The sequence below is a fragment of the Pseudomonas paraeruginosa PA7 genome (assembly GCF_000017205.1).
Classification (GTDB): domain Bacteria; phylum Pseudomonadota; class Gammaproteobacteria; order Pseudomonadales; family Pseudomonadaceae; genus Pseudomonas; species Pseudomonas paraeruginosa.
Genome location: NC_009656.1, coordinates 2,234,428 through 2,250,328, shown reverse-complemented (window position 1 = coordinate 2,250,328; position 15,901 = coordinate 2,234,428). Strand labels below are relative to the sequence as shown.

Genomic DNA, 15,901 nt, shown 5'->3' with positions numbered 1-15,901 from the left:
CAGGTTACCAGAGTAGGTAAGGCGCTAAAGAAAAGCCGCACGCCTTTACAGGCTGTGCGGCTTCTCCACGTCGGAATATCCGACGACTACTTACTGCTGGTGAGCAACGATGTAGTCGATGGCTTCCTGAACGGTGGTGATCTTTTCAGCTTTCTCGTCAGGGATTTCGGTCTCGAATTCCTCTTCCAGAGCCATCACCAGCTCGACGGTGTCAAGGGAGTCGGCGCCCAGGTCTTCGACGAAGGAAGCGCTGTTGGTGACTTCTTCTTCCTTCACGCCGAGTTGTTCAGCGACGATCTTCTTAACGCGTTCTTCGATGGTGCTCATACCTTGTTTTCACTCCTATGGAAAATCCGAGCAGCTGGGCTGCGGGTAAGTGTATAGAAAGGGTTTTCTGCTTTTCAAGCTGAACGCCTCACCTTCCCACGGCCACTTCGATAATTCTATCTAATAACCCGGCTGCAATTCCGCAACGAATCTTAGACAGCGCTTATGACAGACCGGAGAAAGGTAACGTCACATTCAGCTCATGTACATCCCACCGTTGACCGGCACAGTGGCCCCGGTCACATAAGCTGCGCCGTCCGAAGCGAGGAAGCCGACCACCTTGGCGATCTCTTCCGCCTGCCCCAGGCGACCCAGCGGAATCTGTGCCAGCAGCGCCTCGCGCTGGGCTTCCGGCAGCTCGCGGGTCATGTCGGTATCGATGAAGCCCGGCGCCACCGCGTTGACGGTGATCGCACGCGAGCCGACTTCCCGGGCCAGGGCACGGGTGAAACCCTCGAGACCGGCCTTCGCCGCGGCGTAGTTGGTCTGCCCGGCGTTCCCCATGGCACCTACCACGGAACCGATGTTGATGATGCGCCCCCAGCGGGCCTTGGTCATGCCGCGCAGAACGGCTTTCGACAGACGGTAGAGACTGTTCAGATTGGTGTTGACCACATCGAACCACTCATCGTCTTTCATGCGCACCAGCAGGTTATCGCGGGTGATGCCTGCGTTATTGACCACGATCAGCGGTTGGCCGAGATGCTGCTGGATGTGCTCCAGGGTCGCGGCGACGGACTCGTCGCTGGAAACATCCAGAACCAGGCCGGCACCCTCGACGCCGTTGGCCTTGAGGGTTTCGGCGATTTTCTCGGCGCCGGACGCACTGGTCGCGGTACCGATGACCACGGCGCCCAGGCGGCCCAGCTCCAGCGCAATCGCCTGGCCAATGCCACGGCTGGCGCCGGTTACCAATGCGACCTTACCTTGCAGACTCATGGGATTTTCTCCTTTTCTCTTCTCAGGCCAGTGCGGCGCGGGTGGCGGCGAACGCCTCGACACCGTCCAGGCCATGGGTATTCACGCCCTTGGCGCAGCGCTTGTTGAGGCCCGCCAGGACCTTGCCAGGGCCGCACTCGACCAGGTCGGTGACGCCTTTTTCCGCCAGCAACTGGACGCTCTCGACCCAGCGGACCGGGCTGTACAGCTGCGCCAGCAGGTCACGACGCAGGGCCTGCAGGTCGGCCGGCACCGCGGCGCTGACGTTCTGCACCAGGGCGATCTTCGGCGCCTGCCATTGCAGGACCTCGACCGAGGCGGCGAACTGCTCCGCCGCCGGACGCATCAGTTCGCAATGCGACGGCACGCTGACCGGCAGCGCCACCGCACGCTTGGCGCCACGCGCCTTGCACGCCTCGATGGCGCGCTCCACGGCAGCCGCGGCGCCGGCGATCACTACCTGCCCCGGTGCATTGAAATTGACCGCACTGACCACTTCGCCCTGCGCCGCCTCGGCGCAGGCCGCCAGCACGTCGGCGTCCTCCAGGCCGAGGATCGCGGCCATGCCGCCCTGCCCCGCCGGAACCGCCTGCTGCATCAGTTGACCGCGGCGCTCGACCAGCCTGACCGCGTCGGCGAAGGCAATGCACTCGGCAGCCACCAGCGCGGAGTACTCGCCCAGGCTGTGCCCGGCGACGAACGCCGGACGCGCGCCCCCCTCGGCCAGCCAAAGGCGCCAGAGCGCGATAGAGACGCTCAGGATCGCCGGCTGGGTCTTGTCGGTCTGGTTCAGGCGCTCCTCGGGGCCGTTCTGGACCAGCGCCCACAGGTCGTAGCCGAGCGCCTCGGAGGCCTCGGCGAAGGTATCGCGCACCAGCGACTGCTGGGCACCCAGCTCGGCCAGCATGCCGAGGGATTGCGAACCCTGGCCGGGGAAGACGAATGCGAGGGATGCAGACATTGAATAGGTCCCTTGTGGTCTTTTGCTCGTCGGAGATAACGCGCCAGCCGTGACCGGCGCAGGAAACTGAGTGTTGGATGGCAGCCTGGACCGCCCGGTCACACATTAGAGCAGCAGATGCTCGAGACGGCCATGCAATCGTTGCGGCAGGTTTTCCCTGACCTCCAGCGCCGCACGTCGCAAGGCGCTCTGGAAACCCTCCTCGGCGGCGGAACCATGGCTTTTCACCACTATCCCCTGCAAGCCGAGGAAGCTCGCACCGTTGTAACGCGCCGGGGCAATGTCGCCACGCAGCCGCCGCAGCAACGGCAGGGCCAGCGCGCCGACCAGCTTCGCCGCCAGGCCGTCGCGGAAGCGCTGCTCGATCCGCGCCGACACCATCGCCGCCAGGCCTTCGCTGGCCTTCAGGAGGATATTGCCGACGAAGCCGTCGCAGACCACCACGTCGGCCTCGCCGCGATAGAGGCCATCACCTTCTATATAGCCAGCGAAGTTCAACCCCTCCGCCTTCTGCAACAGGCTCGCCGCCAGCTTGACCTGCTGGTTGCCCTTGATCTCCTCGACTCCCACGTTCAGCAGGGCCACCCGCGGCGACGCACAGCCCAGCGCCTCGGCCGCCACCGCGCCCATCACGGCGAACTGGTACAGGTGCTCGGCGCTGCAATCGACGTTGGCACCCAAGTCGAGCAGGTGGCAATGCCCCTTCTCGGTCGGCACCGCCGTCACCATCGCCGGCCGGTCGATGCCGGGCAGGGTCTTCAGCAGGTGGCGCGACAACGCCATCAACGCCCCGGTATTGCCGGCGCTGACGCAGGCTTGCGCACAACCATCGCGGACCAGTTCCAGCGCCACGCGCATGGAAGCGTCCGGCTTGCCGCGCAAGGCCTGGGAGGGACGTTCGTCGGAACCTATCACTTCGCTGGCCGCATGCACGCGCAGGCGTTGCCGGTCGAGCGACGGATGACGGGAAAGGAGTTCTTCGAGGAGAGCAGGCTGACCGACGAGGATCAGTTGCGAGGAGGGATTCTCGGCCAGGAAGGCAATAGAGGCCGGAACAACGCAGTGGGGACCGAAGTCCCCACCCATTGCATCAATCGCGATGATTGGTGCGAACAAGGATTACTCGTCGGAGCCCTTGTCGACTACCTTACGGCCGCGATAGAAGCCGTCCGGGGATACGTGGTGGCGCAGGTGAACTTCACCGGTGCTCTTTTCCACGGACAGAGCATTGGACTCGAGCGCATCGTGGGAACGACGCATGTCACGAGCGGAACGAGACTTTTTGTTCTGCTGAACAGCCATGATTGATTAACTCCTAAACGTTTGGGTCACGCTTCAACTGTGCCAGTACGCTGAACGGATTAGGACGCTTGTCCTCGACTTCGCTCGACTCCGGCTCGTCTTCGGCGACGAATCCAGCCGGGTGCTGACATACTTCGGGGTCATGGGCCGGAACGATGGGTAAGGCGAGCAACAGCTCGTCCTCGACCAGCGCCAGCAGGTCCAGGGGTTCCTCCCCCACTTCCAGCGCATCGTACCCCTTCGGCAGACCGTCTGCGGACTGGCCTTCCCGGAGAATGGCGTAGGTATATTCGCCATGCACGGGAATGGCCGCCGCATCCAGGCAGCGTTGGCATACCATGCTCACCCCGGTATCGAGCTGCATATGCATGACCGCCAGCTTCTGATGGTCGCGTTCGAAGGAAACCTTCACGCGCACGTCACCGGCATCGCTGGTCAGCTGCTCGCATACACGCGGCATATCGGCGAGCGCGCACACACCTTCGAGGGTGGCGCCGCGGTCGACCAACTTGCGCGGATCGATATGAGGTGGAATCGGCCCATTCAACATAAGCGCGCCATTATAGGGACGCCCCCGCGCCTGTCAAAGGAAATTAGCCATAAACCGCTGTAAGGACGAGTCTTTTCGTTAAAATCGACCGCCCCGCCACGGAGAACCTCATGCCCAGCCTGATCCTCGCCTCCAGCTCCCCCTACCGGCGCGAACTCCTGACCCGCCTGCGTCTTCCGTTCGAATGCGCCAGCCCCGACATCGACGAAAGCCATCGCCCCGGGGAAAGCGCCGAACAACTGGTGCGCCGCCTTTCCGCCAGCAAGGCGGAAGCGCTGGCCGGACACTATCCGCAACACCTGATCATCGGCTCCGACCAGGTCGCGGTGCTCGACGACAATATCCTCGGCAAGCCGCACACTGTCGAGCGCGCCGTCCAGCAACTGCTGGACGCCAGCGGCAGGAGCGTGACCTTTCTCACCGGACTGGCGCTGCTCGACAGTCGCAATCGGCACATGCAGGTCGACTGCATCCCGTTCACCGTACACTTCCGCCAACTCGACGAGGCGCGTATCCGCCGCTACGTCGAAGCCGAGCGCCCGCTGGACTGCGCCGGCAGCTTCAAGGCCGAGGGCCTGGGCGTCAGCCTGTTCCGCGCCACCGAAGGGGAGGACTCCAGCAGCCTGGTGGGACTGCCCCTTATCCGCCTGGTCGACATGCTCCTCGCCGAAGGCGTCGAAATACCCTGAGCCGACACGCCCATATAAAAAAGAAGCCCGGCTTCGGCCGGGCTTCTTCCTATATAAGGAAGGGAAACGCCCTCAGCGCAGCACCGGCCCCTGCCAACCCATCCACAGCGCGAGACGTTCCGCCACGCTGGCGCCGAACTTCTTGGCGAAGCGATCGAACGGCGACTCCTGCACGGTGTAGTCCTCGATCTTCTTCTCCTTGACCACTTCGCGCGCCACATAGCTGGCGTTGCCCAGACCGTCGATCAGGCCAAGCTGCAGCGCCTGCTCGCCGGACCAGACCAGGCCGGAAAACAGCTCGGGATGCCCATCGACCTTGAGCCGGTCGCCACGCCCTTTCTTCACGCTGTCGATGAACTGCTTGTGGGTGGTATCCAGTACCTGCTGCCAGAACTGGGTTTCCTCGGGCTTTTGCGGCTGGAACGGATCGAGGAACGACTTGTGCTCGCCGGAGGTATAGACGCGTCGTTCGACACCGAGCTTCTCCAGGGTGCCGACGAAACCGAAGCTGGCCGCCGTCACGCCGATGGAGCCGACCAGGCTGGCCTTGTCGGCGTAGATCTGGTCGGCTGCGCTGGCGATGTAGTAGGCGCCGGAGGCACCCAGGTCGCTGATTACCGCATAGACCTTGACGTTCGGGTGCTCGCCGCGCAGGCGGCGAATCTCGTCATAGATATAGCCCGACTGCACCGGGCTCCCGCCAGGACTGTTGATCCGCAGCACGATCCCCTTGGTACCTTCGTCCTCGAAAGCCGCGCGCAGGGCCGTGACGATATTGTCGGCGCTGGCCGGCTCGTCGTCGGCGATCATGCCCTTCACTTCGATCAGCGCGGTATGACTGCCACCGCGCGAAGCGGACTTTTCCAGGCTGGCGAACGGACTGAACGCCAGAAGTACGACGAACAGGTAAAGGAAGGTCAGCGACTTGAAGAAAATTCCCCAGCGCCGCGCCCGCCTCTGCTCCTGGACCCCAGCGAGGACCGCCTTTTCCAGCAGCTTCCAGCTCTTGTCGCCGTTCGCCTCCGGCGTTTCCGACTTCCACTCGTCAGACATGCTCCACCACTCCTGCAACCGTTTCGCGACGCGCACCGCTCAACCAGGCGCGCAACTCACCGAAATGTTCGACCTCCAGCCGCGGCGCGTAGGGCCGCAACTGCTCCAGCGATTGGGCGCCATAGGCTACCGCAACCGAATCCATCCCCGCCCGCCGCGCCATCTCCAGGTCGAACGGTGAATCGCCGATCATCAGCGCCCGCCCCGGCTCGACCCGGCAATGCGCCAGGATCTCATGAAGCATCAGCGGGTCCGGCTTGCTCGCCGTCTCGTCGGCACAACGGGTGATATCGAAGAAATCGCTCCAGCCCTGCCCCGCCAGCACCCGATCCAGGCCACGCCGGCTCTTGCCGGTGGCCACCGCCAGACGGAACCCGGCCTCGCGGAAATGCGCCATGGCCTCGGCCACACCCGGGAACAGCCGCGACGGCTGGGTTTCGAGCATCAGATAATGCTCGCTGTAGGCGCAACGGAAACGCTCGACCAGGACCGGATCGCCGATCTCCGGATAGAGCGAGGCGATCGCCTCCGGCAGGCCGAGCCCGATGATGCCCTTGATCCGATCATCGTCGCGCCCCGGCAAGCCGGTTTCGATCGCAGCCGCCCTCATCGAATCGACGATGCGCGCGATCGAATCGACCAGCGTGCCGTCCCAGTCGAACACCAGCAATGAATACTCAGTCATCCAGTCGCTCCAGCGAACGCCGCCACACCTCATCCACCGGCGCCTCCAGCTCCAGCACCTGCCCATCGGGCAGCGGCACGCGCAGCTGCGCGGCATGCAGGAACAGGCGCTTGCCGCCCAGCTCGCGGATCTCGCGGGAAAAGTCCTCGTCGCCGTACTTCGGATCGCCGGCGATGGCATGACCGGCATGCTTGGCGTGCACACGGATCTGGTGGGTTCGCCCGGTGATCGGGCGCGCCTCCACCAGGGTGGCGAAATCGCCGAAACGACGCAGCACGCGGAACTCGGTCAGCGCGTCCTTGCCTTCGACGTTGACCTCGACCATCCGCTCGCCAGAGCGCAGGTTGTTCTTCAGCAACGGCGCACGGATGTTCTTCTTGCCGGCCGGCCAGTGGCCGCGCACCAGCGCGTGGTAGCGCTTGTCGACGATCTTCTCGCCACGCAACGCTTCGTGGAGATGGCGCAGCATGCTGCGCTTCTTGGCGATCATCAGCAGCCCGGAGGTGTCCCGGTCGAGACGATGCACCAGCTCGATATCCCTGGCTTCGGGACGCAACTGGCGAAACACCTCGATGACCCCGGCGCTCACGCCGCTGCCGCCGTGCACGGCGATCCCGGCGGGCTTGTTGACCACGATCAGCGCCTTGTCCTCGTAGACGATGGCCGCCTCCATGCGCTCCAGCAGTCCCTGCGCCAGCGGCGCCGGTTCGTCGCGTTCGGCCAGGCGCAGCGGTGGAACACGCACCTGGTCGCCGGCCTGGAGCCGGTAGTCGGGCTTGATCCGGCCCTTGTTCACACGCACCTCACCCTTGCGCAGGATGCGATAGATCAGGGTCTTGGGCGCCCCCTTGAGACGGGCGATGAGGAAATTGTCGATACGTTGACCAGCCAGTTCCGGCGGCACATCGAGCAGCTGGACACCGGTGGTCGGAGAGGCGGGAGTAGTCATCCGTACATCATAACAATTTTTCATTCAATTGAAGCACTTAATCATTGCTGCTATAGTCGGGAAGCCGCCATAAGCGGCCAGGCCTGCGGATGATTGCCAACCTGCATTTCCCCCTCGCCTGCAAACACTTTGAACGGACGTCAGGCCGTCCTGCAGAGGCGTTTCAGCGGAATACGAAAATTCCTAACCCGCGAACGACTCGGAACCAAAGCCTTGAAACATGAGCCGCGACCACTTCGGTGAGCGCGAGATGCCAACCCGCTCCGGATTCTGCGAGCGGCGCCCGATTCTTAAGGAACATGTGTAGGGTGGAGATGTACGGCTGTTGGACTGCGTAGCTTCTAGCTTGATCCAGACGCATTTTTCGTCCGCCTCCGACAGTCGATTCCTCCTCCTGACTCAAGTGCTTCTGAAACACAGGAAGCAGGAGACGTAGTCGCGGACCGGCATCCGATGCCGAGCGCCGCTGGACACGGGAATGGCCCGCCATTCCTGAATACGCGCCCGAACACCGACCGTGAGAGTCGTGTGTGCCGATCGCCGTTTCCGGTAGCCCCGGAAACCATTGGTACTACATGAAAAGAATGCTGATCAACGCGACTCAACCCGAAGAGTTGCGTGTTGCACTGGTCGACGGCCAACGCCTGTTCGACCTCGACATCGAGTCGGGCGCCCGCGAGCAGAAGAAGGCCAACATCTACAAGGGCCGTATCACTCGCGTCGAACCCAGCCTCGAAGCCGCCTTCGTCGACTTCGGCGCCGAACGCCACGGCTTCCTCCCCCTCAAAGAAATCTCCCGCGAATACTTCAAGAAATCCCCCGAAGGCCGGATCAACATCAAGGAAGTCCTGAGCGAAGGCCAGGAAGTCATCGTTCAGGTCGAGAAGGAAGAGCGCGGCAACAAGGGCGCCGCCCTGACCACCTTCATCAGCCTGGCCGGCCGCTACCTGGTGCTGATGCCGAACAACCCGCGCGCCGGCGGCATCTCCCGCCGCATCGAAGGCGAAGAGCGCAACGAACTGCGCGAAGCGCTGAACGGCCTCAACGCCCCGGCCGACATGGGCCTGATCGTGCGCACCGCCGGCCTGGGGCGCAGCACCGAGGAACTGCAGTGGGACCTCGACTACCTGCTGCAACTCTGGAGCGCCATCAAGGAAGCCTCCGGCGAGCGTGGCGCGCCCTTCCTGATCTACCAGGAAAGCAACGTCATCATCCGCGCGATCCGCGACTACCTACGCCAGGATATCGGCGAAGTGCTGATCGACAGCATCGACGCCCAGGAAGAAGCCCTGAACTTCATCCGCCAGGTGATGCCGCAGTACGCCAGCAAGGTCAAGCTGTACCAGGACAGCGTCCCGCTGTTCAACCGCTTCCAGATCGAGAGCCAGATCGAGACCGCCTTCCAGCGCGAAGTGAAGCTGCCGTCCGGCGGCTCCATCGTCATCGACCCGACCGAAGCCCTGGTATCCATCGACATCAACTCGGCACGCGCGACCAAGGGCGGCGACATCGAGGAAACCGCGCTGCAGACCAACCTGGAAGCGGCCGAGGAAATCGCCCGCCAGCTGCGCCTGCGCGACATCGGCGGACTGATCGTGATCGACTTCATCGACATGACCCCGGCGAAGAACCAGCGCGCCGTGGAAGAACGCGTCCGCGAAGCCCTCGAGGCCGACCGCGCGCGCGTCCAGGTCGGTCGCATCTCGCGCTTCGGCCTGCTGGAAATGTCCCGCCAGCGCCTGCGTCCATCCCTCGGCGAGACCAGCGGCATCGTCTGCCCGCGCTGCAACGGGCAGGGCATCATCCGCGACGTCGAGTCGCTGTCGCTGGCCATCCTGCGCCTGATCGAGGAAGAAGCCCTGAAGGACCGCACCGCGGAAGTCCGCGCCCGCGTTCCGTTCCAGGTGGCCGCTTTCCTGCTCAACGAGAAGCGCAACGCCATCACCAAGATCGAACTGCGCACCCGCGCGCGCATCTTCATTCTGCCGGACGACCACCTGGAAACCCCGCACTTCGAAGTTCAGCGCCTGCGCGACGATAGCCCGGAACTGGTCGCCGGCCAGACCAGCTACGAGATGGCCACCGTCGAGCACGAAGATGCCCAGCCGGTCAGCTCGACCCGCACCCTGGTCCGCCAGGAGGCCGCGGTCAAGACCGTCGCGCCGCAGCAACCCGCCCCGCAGGCCCAGGAGCCGGTCGAGGCGCCCAAGCCCATGCCCGAGCCGAGCCTGTTCCAAGGCCTGGTGAAGTCGCTGGTCGGCCTGTTCGCAGGCAAGGAGCAACCGGCCGCCAAGCCTGCCGAGAGCGCCAAGCCGGCCGCCGAGCGCCAGTCGCGCCAGGACGAGCGCCGCAACGGCCGCCAGCAGAACCGTCGCCGCGACGGCCGCGATGGCAATCGTCGCGACGAAGAGCGCAAGCCGCGCGAAGAGCGCGCCGAGCGCCAGCCGCGTGAAGAACGCGCCGACCGCCCGAACCGCGAAGAGCGCAACGAGCGTCGCCGCGAGGAGCGCGCCGAGCGTCCGAACCGCGAGGAGCGCCAGCCGCGCGAAGCGCGTGAGGAACGCACCGAGCGTCCGGCCCGCGAAGAGCGTCAGCCGCGCGAAGGTCGCGAAGAGCGTAGCGAGCGTCGCCGCGAGGAACGTGCCGAGCGACCGGCTCGCGAGGAGCGCCAGCCACGCGAAGGTCGTGAGGAGCGCGCCGAACGCCCGGTCCGCGAGGAGCGCCAGCCGCGCGAGGAACGCCAGGCCCGTGACGCCGCGGCGCTGGAAGCCGAAGCGCTGCCCAACGAGGAAGCCCTGGAGCAGGATGACCAGGACGATACCGATGGCGAACGTCCGCGCCGCCGCTCCCGCGGCCAGCGCCGTCGCAGCAATCGCCGCGAACGCCAGCGCGAAGTCAGTGGCGAGCAGGAAGGCAGCGAAGCCGCTGAGAATGGCGCCGCTCCGCTGAACACCGTGGCAGCCGCCGCGGCCGCCGGCATCGCTGTCGCCAGCGAAGCACAGGAATCCAGCGCGGAGCAGGCTCCGCTCGCCAGCGAAATCGCGCCCGAATCCGCCTCCGAGACTGCGCCGACCGGCGAAGCCAGCGAGAGCAGCGAAAGCGCCGAGGCAAGCGCCAGTGAAGCCGCCGCGACCGATACCCCGGTCGTCGTCAGCCTGATCGAGAACGAAGCCGACCAGAGCACCCTGCTGGTGGCGCAAAGCGCCGAGGAAGCCCTCTCCATCAGCGAAAGCGTCGAGGCTCGCAGCGTCATCGAGAGCGTTCCGGCAGCGGACACTACCGAAGAAACCGCTGCCCCGGCAGCTCCGGCGACCGTCGAAGCGGCACCGAGCGAACCGGCGGTCACCGAGGAGCCAACCCCGGCCCCAGCGGCGACTCCGGCCAATGCCACCGGCCGCGCCCTCAACGATCCGCGCGAGAAGCGTCGCCTGCAGCGCGAAGCCGAACGCCTGGCACGCGAAGCCGCCGCCGCGGCCGAGGCAGCAACCCAGGCCATCCCTGCCGCCATCGAGGAAAGCCCTGTCGCAGCCAGCGAGGCGCCGACTGTCCAGGAAGAGCCCACGGTCGCCCAGGTGAAAGAGGAAGCCGTCCAGGCCGAAGCTCCGGCTCAGGAGCAGGCCCAGGAGGCCGTGCAGGCCAGCCCTGAAGCCTCTAACGAGACCGAGACCGAGACCGAGACCGAGACCGAGACCGCCGAAGAAGAGCACGCGAAAAAGCCCGAGGAAAGCGAAACCTCTCGGCCGCACGCCTGAATGTCAGGCTGACGGCAAAAGGGGATGCCATCGGCATCCCCTTTTTCATGGGCAGCCTTCGCGCCCCGTCCGACGATTGCCGCCCTCTCGGCAACAATAAAAAAGGGATGCCGACGGCATCCCTTTTCATTTCACCGGGACAGGCTCAGTAAAGGTTCGGCTCGCGCTCCAGCTCGACGCCGAAACGCTGACGCACGTCCGCCTGGATGCGCTCGGCCAGCGCCTGGACCTGGGCGCCGCTGGCGCCGCCGTGGTTGACCAGGACCAGCGCCTGCTGTGCATGCACCCCCACCGGGCCGTCGCGGAAGCCCTTCCAGCCACCCTTGTCGATCAGCCAGCCGGCGGCCAGTTTGACCTGGCCGTCCGCTTGCGGGTAGGCCACCAGGTCCGGGTAGGTCCGGCGCAACATCGCGGCTTGCGTCGCGCTGACCAGCGGATTCTTGAAGAAGCTACCGGCATTGCCCAGCACGGCGGGGTCGGGCAGCTTTTCCCGGCGGATGGCGCAGATCACCCGGCTGACGTCCTGCGCCGTCGGGTTGGCGATGCCCTCCTCCTGCAGCCGCTGGCGCACCGGTCCGTAATCCAGGTGCAAGCCCGAACGCCGGGACAGGCGCAGGCGTACACGCAGGATCAGCCAACGATCCGGCTCCTGCTTGAACAGGCTGTCGCGATAGCCGAAACGGCAGGCTTCGCGATCGAACTCGCGCAGGCTGCCATCCTGCCGATCGAGCGCCGTGAGGCTGTCGAAGACGTCCTTCAGCTCGACCCCGTAGGCACCGATGTTCTGCATCGGCGCCGCTCCCACGGTGCCGGGAATCAGGCTGAGGTTCTCCAGGCCGGCCAGGCCCTGCTCCAGGCTCCACTGGACGAAGGGATCCCAGGTCTCGCCCGCCTCCGCCTCGACCAGCACCATGTCGTCCGCCTCGGAAAGTATCCGTCGTCCCTGGCTGGCCATGCGCAGCACCAGCGCCTCGACATCGCGAGTCAGCAGCAGGTTGCTGCCGCCACCGATCACCAGCAGCGGCAATGAACGTTGCCGAGCCAGCGCCAGAGCTTCGCGCACATCAGCCTCGCCGTGGGCGTGCGCCAGCAGGCGGGCGCGAACGTCGATGCCGAAGCTGTTGTAGGGCTTCAGCGAGCATTGCTCCTGCAATTCCAGGCTCACAGGCGCCCCCTGGCTTCGACCAGCAGGCGATCGCAGGCTCGCTCGATCAGGTCGAGGACCTGCTCGAAGCCTTCTTCGCCGCCGTAGTAGGGGTCGGGCACCTCGTCCAGCTCGGATTCGTAGCGGCGCAGGAACAGATCCAGCTCGGCAGCGCCGCGCCCGGCGCGCAACGCCTCGAGATCGGCCAGGTTGGAGTGATCCATGGCCAGGATCAGGTCATAGCGGGAAAAATCCTCGGCAGCGACCTGGCGTCCACGCAGCGCCGACAGGTCATAGCCGCGCCGCTGCGCGGCCAGGCGGGTGCGCTGGTCCGGCGCCTTGCCGACATGCCAGCCGGCGGTGCCGGCGGAGTCGACATGGATGCGCGAGCCCAACCCGGCTTCCTCGATCTTGCGCCGGAACACGCCTTCGGCGGTGGGCGAGCGACAGATATTGCCCAGGCAGACGAACAGGACGCGCATCAACCCCCCAGTACGCGGCGGACGCGTTCGAGGTCTTCCGGCGTATCCACGCCCGGCAGCATGGTTTCGCGGGCATCGGCCACATGGATGCGCACCCCGTGCCAGAGCGCGCGCAGTTGCTCGAGGCTCTCGGTATTCTCCAGCCAGCACGGCCCCCAGGCGACGAAGTCGGCGAGGAAGCCGACGCGGTAGGCGTAGATCCCGATGTGGCGGCGGTAGGGCACACCGTCCGGCAGGCTGTCGCGATCCCCGGCGAAGGCGTCGCGCGCCCAGGGCAAGGGCGCGCGGCTGAAGGTCAGGGCCAGGCCGTTGACGTCGGTGGCGACCTTGACCACGTTCGGGTTGAACAGCGCGGCGACGTCATGGATCGGCTCGGCCAGGGTGGCGATGGCCGACTCCGGATGCGCCGCCAGGTTGGCCGCCACCTGGTCGATGAGCGCCGGCGGGATCAGCGGCTCGTCGCCCTGCACGTTGACCACGATGGCATCGGCCGCCAGGCCGAGCCGGGAAGCGACTTCCTCCAGGCGATCGGTACCGGAGTTGTGATCCGCGCGGGTCAGCAGGACCTCGGCGCCGAAGCCCTGGCAGGCGGCCAGGATGCGCTCGTCGTCGGTGGCGATGACCACGCGGCTGGCGGCGCTCTTGCGCGCCTGGTTCCAGACGCGCTGGATCATCGGCTGGCCGGCGATGTCCTGCAGCGGCTTGCCAGGCAGGCGGGTGGAGGCGTAACGGGCGGGAATGACGACAGTGAACGCCTGGGTCATTACTTGTCCAGCCGCTCGTCCACGTTGAGGGCGCGCGCCTCGCTCTCCAGCATCACCGGGATGCCGTCGCGGATCGGATAGGCCAGGCCGGCCTGCTTGCTGATCAGTTCGCTCTTGTCTTCGCTGAGCACCAGCGGCCCCTTGGTCAGCGGGCAGGCGAGGATATCGAGGAGTTTCGGGTCCATGGCGGAGTCCTTCAAACAATGGCGGCACGGCCGCCGGTCAGCGCGCCAGGAGATGCTCGAGTCGGGCGTCGAACCAGGCGACGAATGCTGGGGAAGGCACCGCATCGACCGCCAGGTACCACCAGTCGGCCGCTGCGAAAGCCCGGCATTTCACGGCATCCTTCTCGGTCATCAGCAGCGGCAGCGGCGGATCGAACGTCAGCTCGGTCGCGCTGTAGGTCGCGTGATCCGGGAAGGCATGCGGAATCGGTCGCCAGTGTAGCGCCTCGAGCGTCCCGAAGAAACGCTGCGGATTGCCGATCCCGGCCACCGCGTGCAGCATCTGGCCGGCGGGAAAATACCCGAGCGCTCGCCGCTCGCCGCTCTGCAGGTTGACCAGCGCCGCCGGCCGCAGGCGGAAGGCGAAACCATCCTCGGGATCTTCATCGGCGCCGTTGTAGAGCAGCGCGTCGACACTCTCCAGCCGTTCGCGCGGCTCGCGCAGCGGCCCGGCCGGCAGGCAGCGGCCGTTACCGAGACCGCGCGCGGCATCGATCAGCACCAGCTCGAGGTCACGCGCCAGCCGATAGTGCTGCAGGCCATCGTCACAGAGCACCAGGTCCAGCGGTTCCTCGGCCAGCAACGCCCGCAACGCGCGCGGACGGTCCGGATCGATCATCAGTGGCACGCCGCTGCGCCGGACGATCATCAGCGGCTCGTCGCCGGCCTGCGCGGCATCCTGCTCCGGGCGGACCCGCCAGGGCGCATGCGGTGGTCTCGCGCCGTAGCCGCGGCTGATCACCCCCACCCGCAGGCCACGGGCACGGCAATGCTCGACCATCCAGAGAATCATCGGCGTCTTGCCGGTGCCACCGACAGTGATGTTGCCCACCACCACGACCGGAACCGGTGCCCGGTAGGCAGGCTTGCGGCCGGACAGGAAATCCGCCCGGCGGGCATTCACCACTCGCCGGTAGAGCGCCTCCAGCGGGCGCAACAGGGCCAGGGCCGGATGGCCCCGGTACCAGGCGGCGAGCAGGCGCTCGGAGAACGACATCAGGGCTTGGCCGCCGTGTTCTCGACCGTGGTGATGCGCAGGTGGACGAAGCCCAGCTTGCCGGCGGCATCCATCGCTGTGACCACCGACTGATGGGTGGACTTGGCATCGGCGCTGATCACCACCGGCAGGTTGTTGTCGCCGGCGGACTCGCGCTGCATCGCCGCCATCAGGGTGGCCAGGTCGCTCTTGGCCAGCGCCTGTCCGTTCAGCGCATAGTGGCCCTCGGCGTCCACCGAGAGCTCCAGTTGCTTCTGTGCGGTGCTGGCGGTCTCGCCGCTCTCCGCCGAAGGCAGCTCGATGTTGAGCTGCTCCGGGCGGGTGAAAGTGGTACTGACCACGAAGAACAGCAGCAGGACGAAGATCACGTCGATCAGCGACGCCAGGTTGATGAAGACGTCTTCACGGGCGGCACCCGCCCGTCTGCGGCGGAATTTCACGCTTTGCCTTCCTCGACGTAGTCGACTTCACGGTCGCCCTGCACCACTTCCACCAGCTTGATGGCTTCCTGTTCCATGGCGATCACCAGCTCGTCGACGCGACGCAGCAGGTAGCGATGGAAGAACACCGCCGGGATCGCCACCAGCAGGCCGGCGGCCGTGGTGATCAGCGCCTTGGAGATGCCCGCGGCGAGCATCGGCGAGTTGGCCATGCCGTTGTCCATGAAGGCGCCGAAGATCTGGATCATGCCGAACACGGTGCCCAGCAGGCCGAGCAGCGGAGCCATCGCGGCGATGGTGCCGAGGGCGTTGAGATAGCGCTCAAGTTCGTGGATGACGCCGGAAGCGGCTTCCTCGATGCACTCCTTCATGATCTCGCGTCCGTGCTTGGAGTTGGCCAGGCCGGCAGCGAGGATCTCGCCCAGTGGCGAGTTGGCGCGCAGGTCCTTGAGCTTCTGGGCGCTCAGTTGCTTGCCCTTGATCTGCTTCCACACCTGGCCGAGCAGCTCGGGCGGCGCGACGCGGCTCTTGCGCAGCGTCCACAGGCGCTCCGCGACGATGGCGGTGGCGGCGATCGAACTCAGAATGATCGGCAGCATCATCCAGCCGCCGGCTTGAACCAGTTCCCACACAGTGGCATATC

Annotated in this window: 18 protein-coding genes; 2 read left to right on the top strand and 16 right to left on the bottom strand. The window is 65.8% G+C overall.

Annotation, left to right across the window (positions count from 1 at the left end; all coding sequences use genetic code 11):
- Positions 1-90: 90 nt before the first annotated feature.
- From acpP to PSPA7_RS10480, 6 genes are all read right to left on the bottom strand, one after another.
- Positions 91-327: an acyl carrier protein gene (gene acpP, locus PSPA7_RS10505; protein ID WP_003091135.1), complete on the bottom strand. Its 237-nt coding sequence runs from the start codon at positions 325-327 to the stop codon at positions 91-93.
- 195 nt (positions 328-522) lie between these two features.
- The gene (gene fabG / locus PSPA7_RS10500) at positions 523-1,266 is read right to left on the bottom strand and encodes a 3-oxoacyl-ACP reductase FabG (RefSeq protein WP_003155792.1); all 744 of its coding nucleotides are present in this window, start codon (positions 1,264-1,266) and stop codon (positions 523-525) included.
- A gap of 22 nt (positions 1,267-1,288) precedes the next feature.
- Complete coding sequence (gene fabD, locus PSPA7_RS10495) at positions 1,289-2,227, bottom strand: ACP S-malonyltransferase (protein WP_012075174.1); 939 nt, start codon at positions 2,225-2,227, stop codon at positions 1,289-1,291.
- A 105-nt stretch (positions 2,228-2,332) separates the two neighbouring features.
- Positions 2,333-3,343, bottom strand: a complete 1,011-nt coding sequence (gene plsX / locus PSPA7_RS10490) for a phosphate acyltransferase PlsX (protein WP_012075173.1) — start codon at positions 3,341-3,343, stop codon at positions 2,333-2,335.
- Positions 3,344-3,346: 3 nt separating this feature from the next.
- Positions 3,347-3,529, bottom strand: a complete 183-nt coding sequence (gene rpmF / locus PSPA7_RS10485; RefSeq protein WP_003091143.1) for a 50S ribosomal protein L32 — start codon at positions 3,527-3,529, stop codon at positions 3,347-3,349.
- Positions 3,530-3,542: 13 nt separating this feature from the next.
- Positions 3,543-4,079 carry a YceD family protein gene (locus tag PSPA7_RS10480; protein ID WP_012075172.1) on the bottom strand — a complete coding sequence of 179 codons (537 nt, stop codon included), beginning with the start codon at positions 4,077-4,079 and terminating at the stop codon, positions 3,543-3,545.
- Positions 4,080-4,189: 110 nt separating this feature from the next.
- Between PSPA7_RS10480 and PSPA7_RS10475 the strand changes: the two genes are divergently transcribed.
- Positions 4,190-4,768, top strand: a complete 579-nt coding sequence (locus tag PSPA7_RS10475) for a Maf family protein (RefSeq protein ID WP_012075171.1) — start codon at positions 4,190-4,192, stop codon at positions 4,766-4,768.
- Positions 4,769-4,840: 72 nt separating this feature from the next.
- Here PSPA7_RS10475 and sppA read toward each other — a convergent pair whose 3' ends face one another.
- The 3 genes from sppA to rluC are packed head-to-tail and all read right to left on the bottom strand — an operon-like array spanning position 4,841 to position 7,455.
- A complete protein-coding gene (gene sppA, locus PSPA7_RS10470; RefSeq protein WP_012075170.1) occupies positions 4,841-5,821 on the bottom strand; it encodes a signal peptide peptidase SppA in 981 nt (326 codons plus the stop codon).
- Complete coding sequence (locus PSPA7_RS10465) at positions 5,814-6,506, bottom strand: HAD-IA family hydrolase (protein ID WP_012075169.1); 693 nt, start codon at positions 6,504-6,506, stop codon at positions 5,814-5,816. The genes sppA and PSPA7_RS10465 overlap by 8 nt, the downstream gene beginning before the upstream one ends.
- Positions 6,499-7,455 (bottom strand): 23S rRNA pseudouridine(955/2504/2580) synthase RluC, encoded by a 957-nt coding sequence (gene rluC / locus PSPA7_RS10460; protein ID WP_012075168.1) that lies wholly within the window; start codon positions 7,453-7,455, stop codon positions 6,499-6,501. The genes PSPA7_RS10465 and rluC overlap by 8 nt, the downstream gene beginning before the upstream one ends.
- 575 nt (positions 7,456-8,030) lie before the next feature.
- Between rluC and rne the strand changes: the two genes are divergently transcribed.
- Complete coding sequence (gene rne, locus PSPA7_RS10455) at positions 8,031-11,207, top strand: ribonuclease E (RefSeq protein ID WP_041025313.1); 3,177 nt, start codon at positions 8,031-8,033, stop codon at positions 11,205-11,207.
- 145 nt (positions 11,208-11,352) lie between these two features.
- Here rne and murB read toward each other — a convergent pair whose 3' ends face one another.
- From murB to pocA, 7 genes are read right to left on the bottom strand one after another with little or no spacing between them, the layout of a single operon-like run.
- Positions 11,353-12,372 (bottom strand): UDP-N-acetylmuramate dehydrogenase, encoded by a 1,020-nt coding sequence (murB, locus tag PSPA7_RS10450; protein ID WP_012075166.1) that lies wholly within the window; start codon positions 12,370-12,372, stop codon positions 11,353-11,355.
- Entirely contained in the window at positions 12,369-12,833 is a 465-nt protein-coding gene (locus PSPA7_RS10445; protein WP_012075165.1) for a low molecular weight protein-tyrosine-phosphatase, read from the bottom strand. The genes murB and PSPA7_RS10445 overlap by 4 nt, the downstream gene beginning before the upstream one ends.
- The gene (gene kdsB / locus PSPA7_RS10440) at positions 12,833-13,597 is read right to left on the bottom strand and encodes a 3-deoxy-manno-octulosonate cytidylyltransferase (protein ID WP_012075164.1); all 765 of its coding nucleotides are present in this window, start codon (positions 13,595-13,597) and stop codon (positions 12,833-12,835) included. The genes PSPA7_RS10445 and kdsB overlap by 1 nt, the downstream gene beginning before the upstream one ends.
- Positions 13,597-13,782 carry a Trm112 family protein gene (locus PSPA7_RS10435; RefSeq protein WP_003157522.1) on the bottom strand — a complete coding sequence of 62 codons (186 nt, stop codon included), beginning with the start codon at positions 13,780-13,782 and terminating at the stop codon, positions 13,597-13,599. Before PSPA7_RS10435 ends, kdsB begins: the two co-directional genes overlap by 1 nt.
- Before the next feature lie 37 nt (positions 13,783-13,819).
- On the bottom strand, positions 13,820-14,818 hold the full coding sequence (lpxK, locus tag PSPA7_RS10430) for a tetraacyldisaccharide 4'-kinase (protein WP_003157521.1): 999 nt from the start codon (positions 14,816-14,818) through the stop codon (positions 13,820-13,822).
- Entirely contained in the window at positions 14,818-15,258 is a 441-nt protein-coding gene (pocB, locus tag PSPA7_RS10425) for a flagellar polar localization protein PocB (protein WP_012075163.1), read from the bottom strand. The genes lpxK and pocB overlap by 1 nt, the downstream gene beginning before the upstream one ends.
- Positions 15,255-15,890, bottom strand: a complete 636-nt coding sequence (pocA, locus tag PSPA7_RS10420; RefSeq protein WP_003091163.1) for a flagellar polar localization protein PocA — start codon at positions 15,888-15,890, stop codon at positions 15,255-15,257. The genes pocB and pocA overlap by 4 nt, the downstream gene beginning before the upstream one ends.
- Between the last annotated feature and the right edge of the window lie 11 nt (positions 15,891-15,901).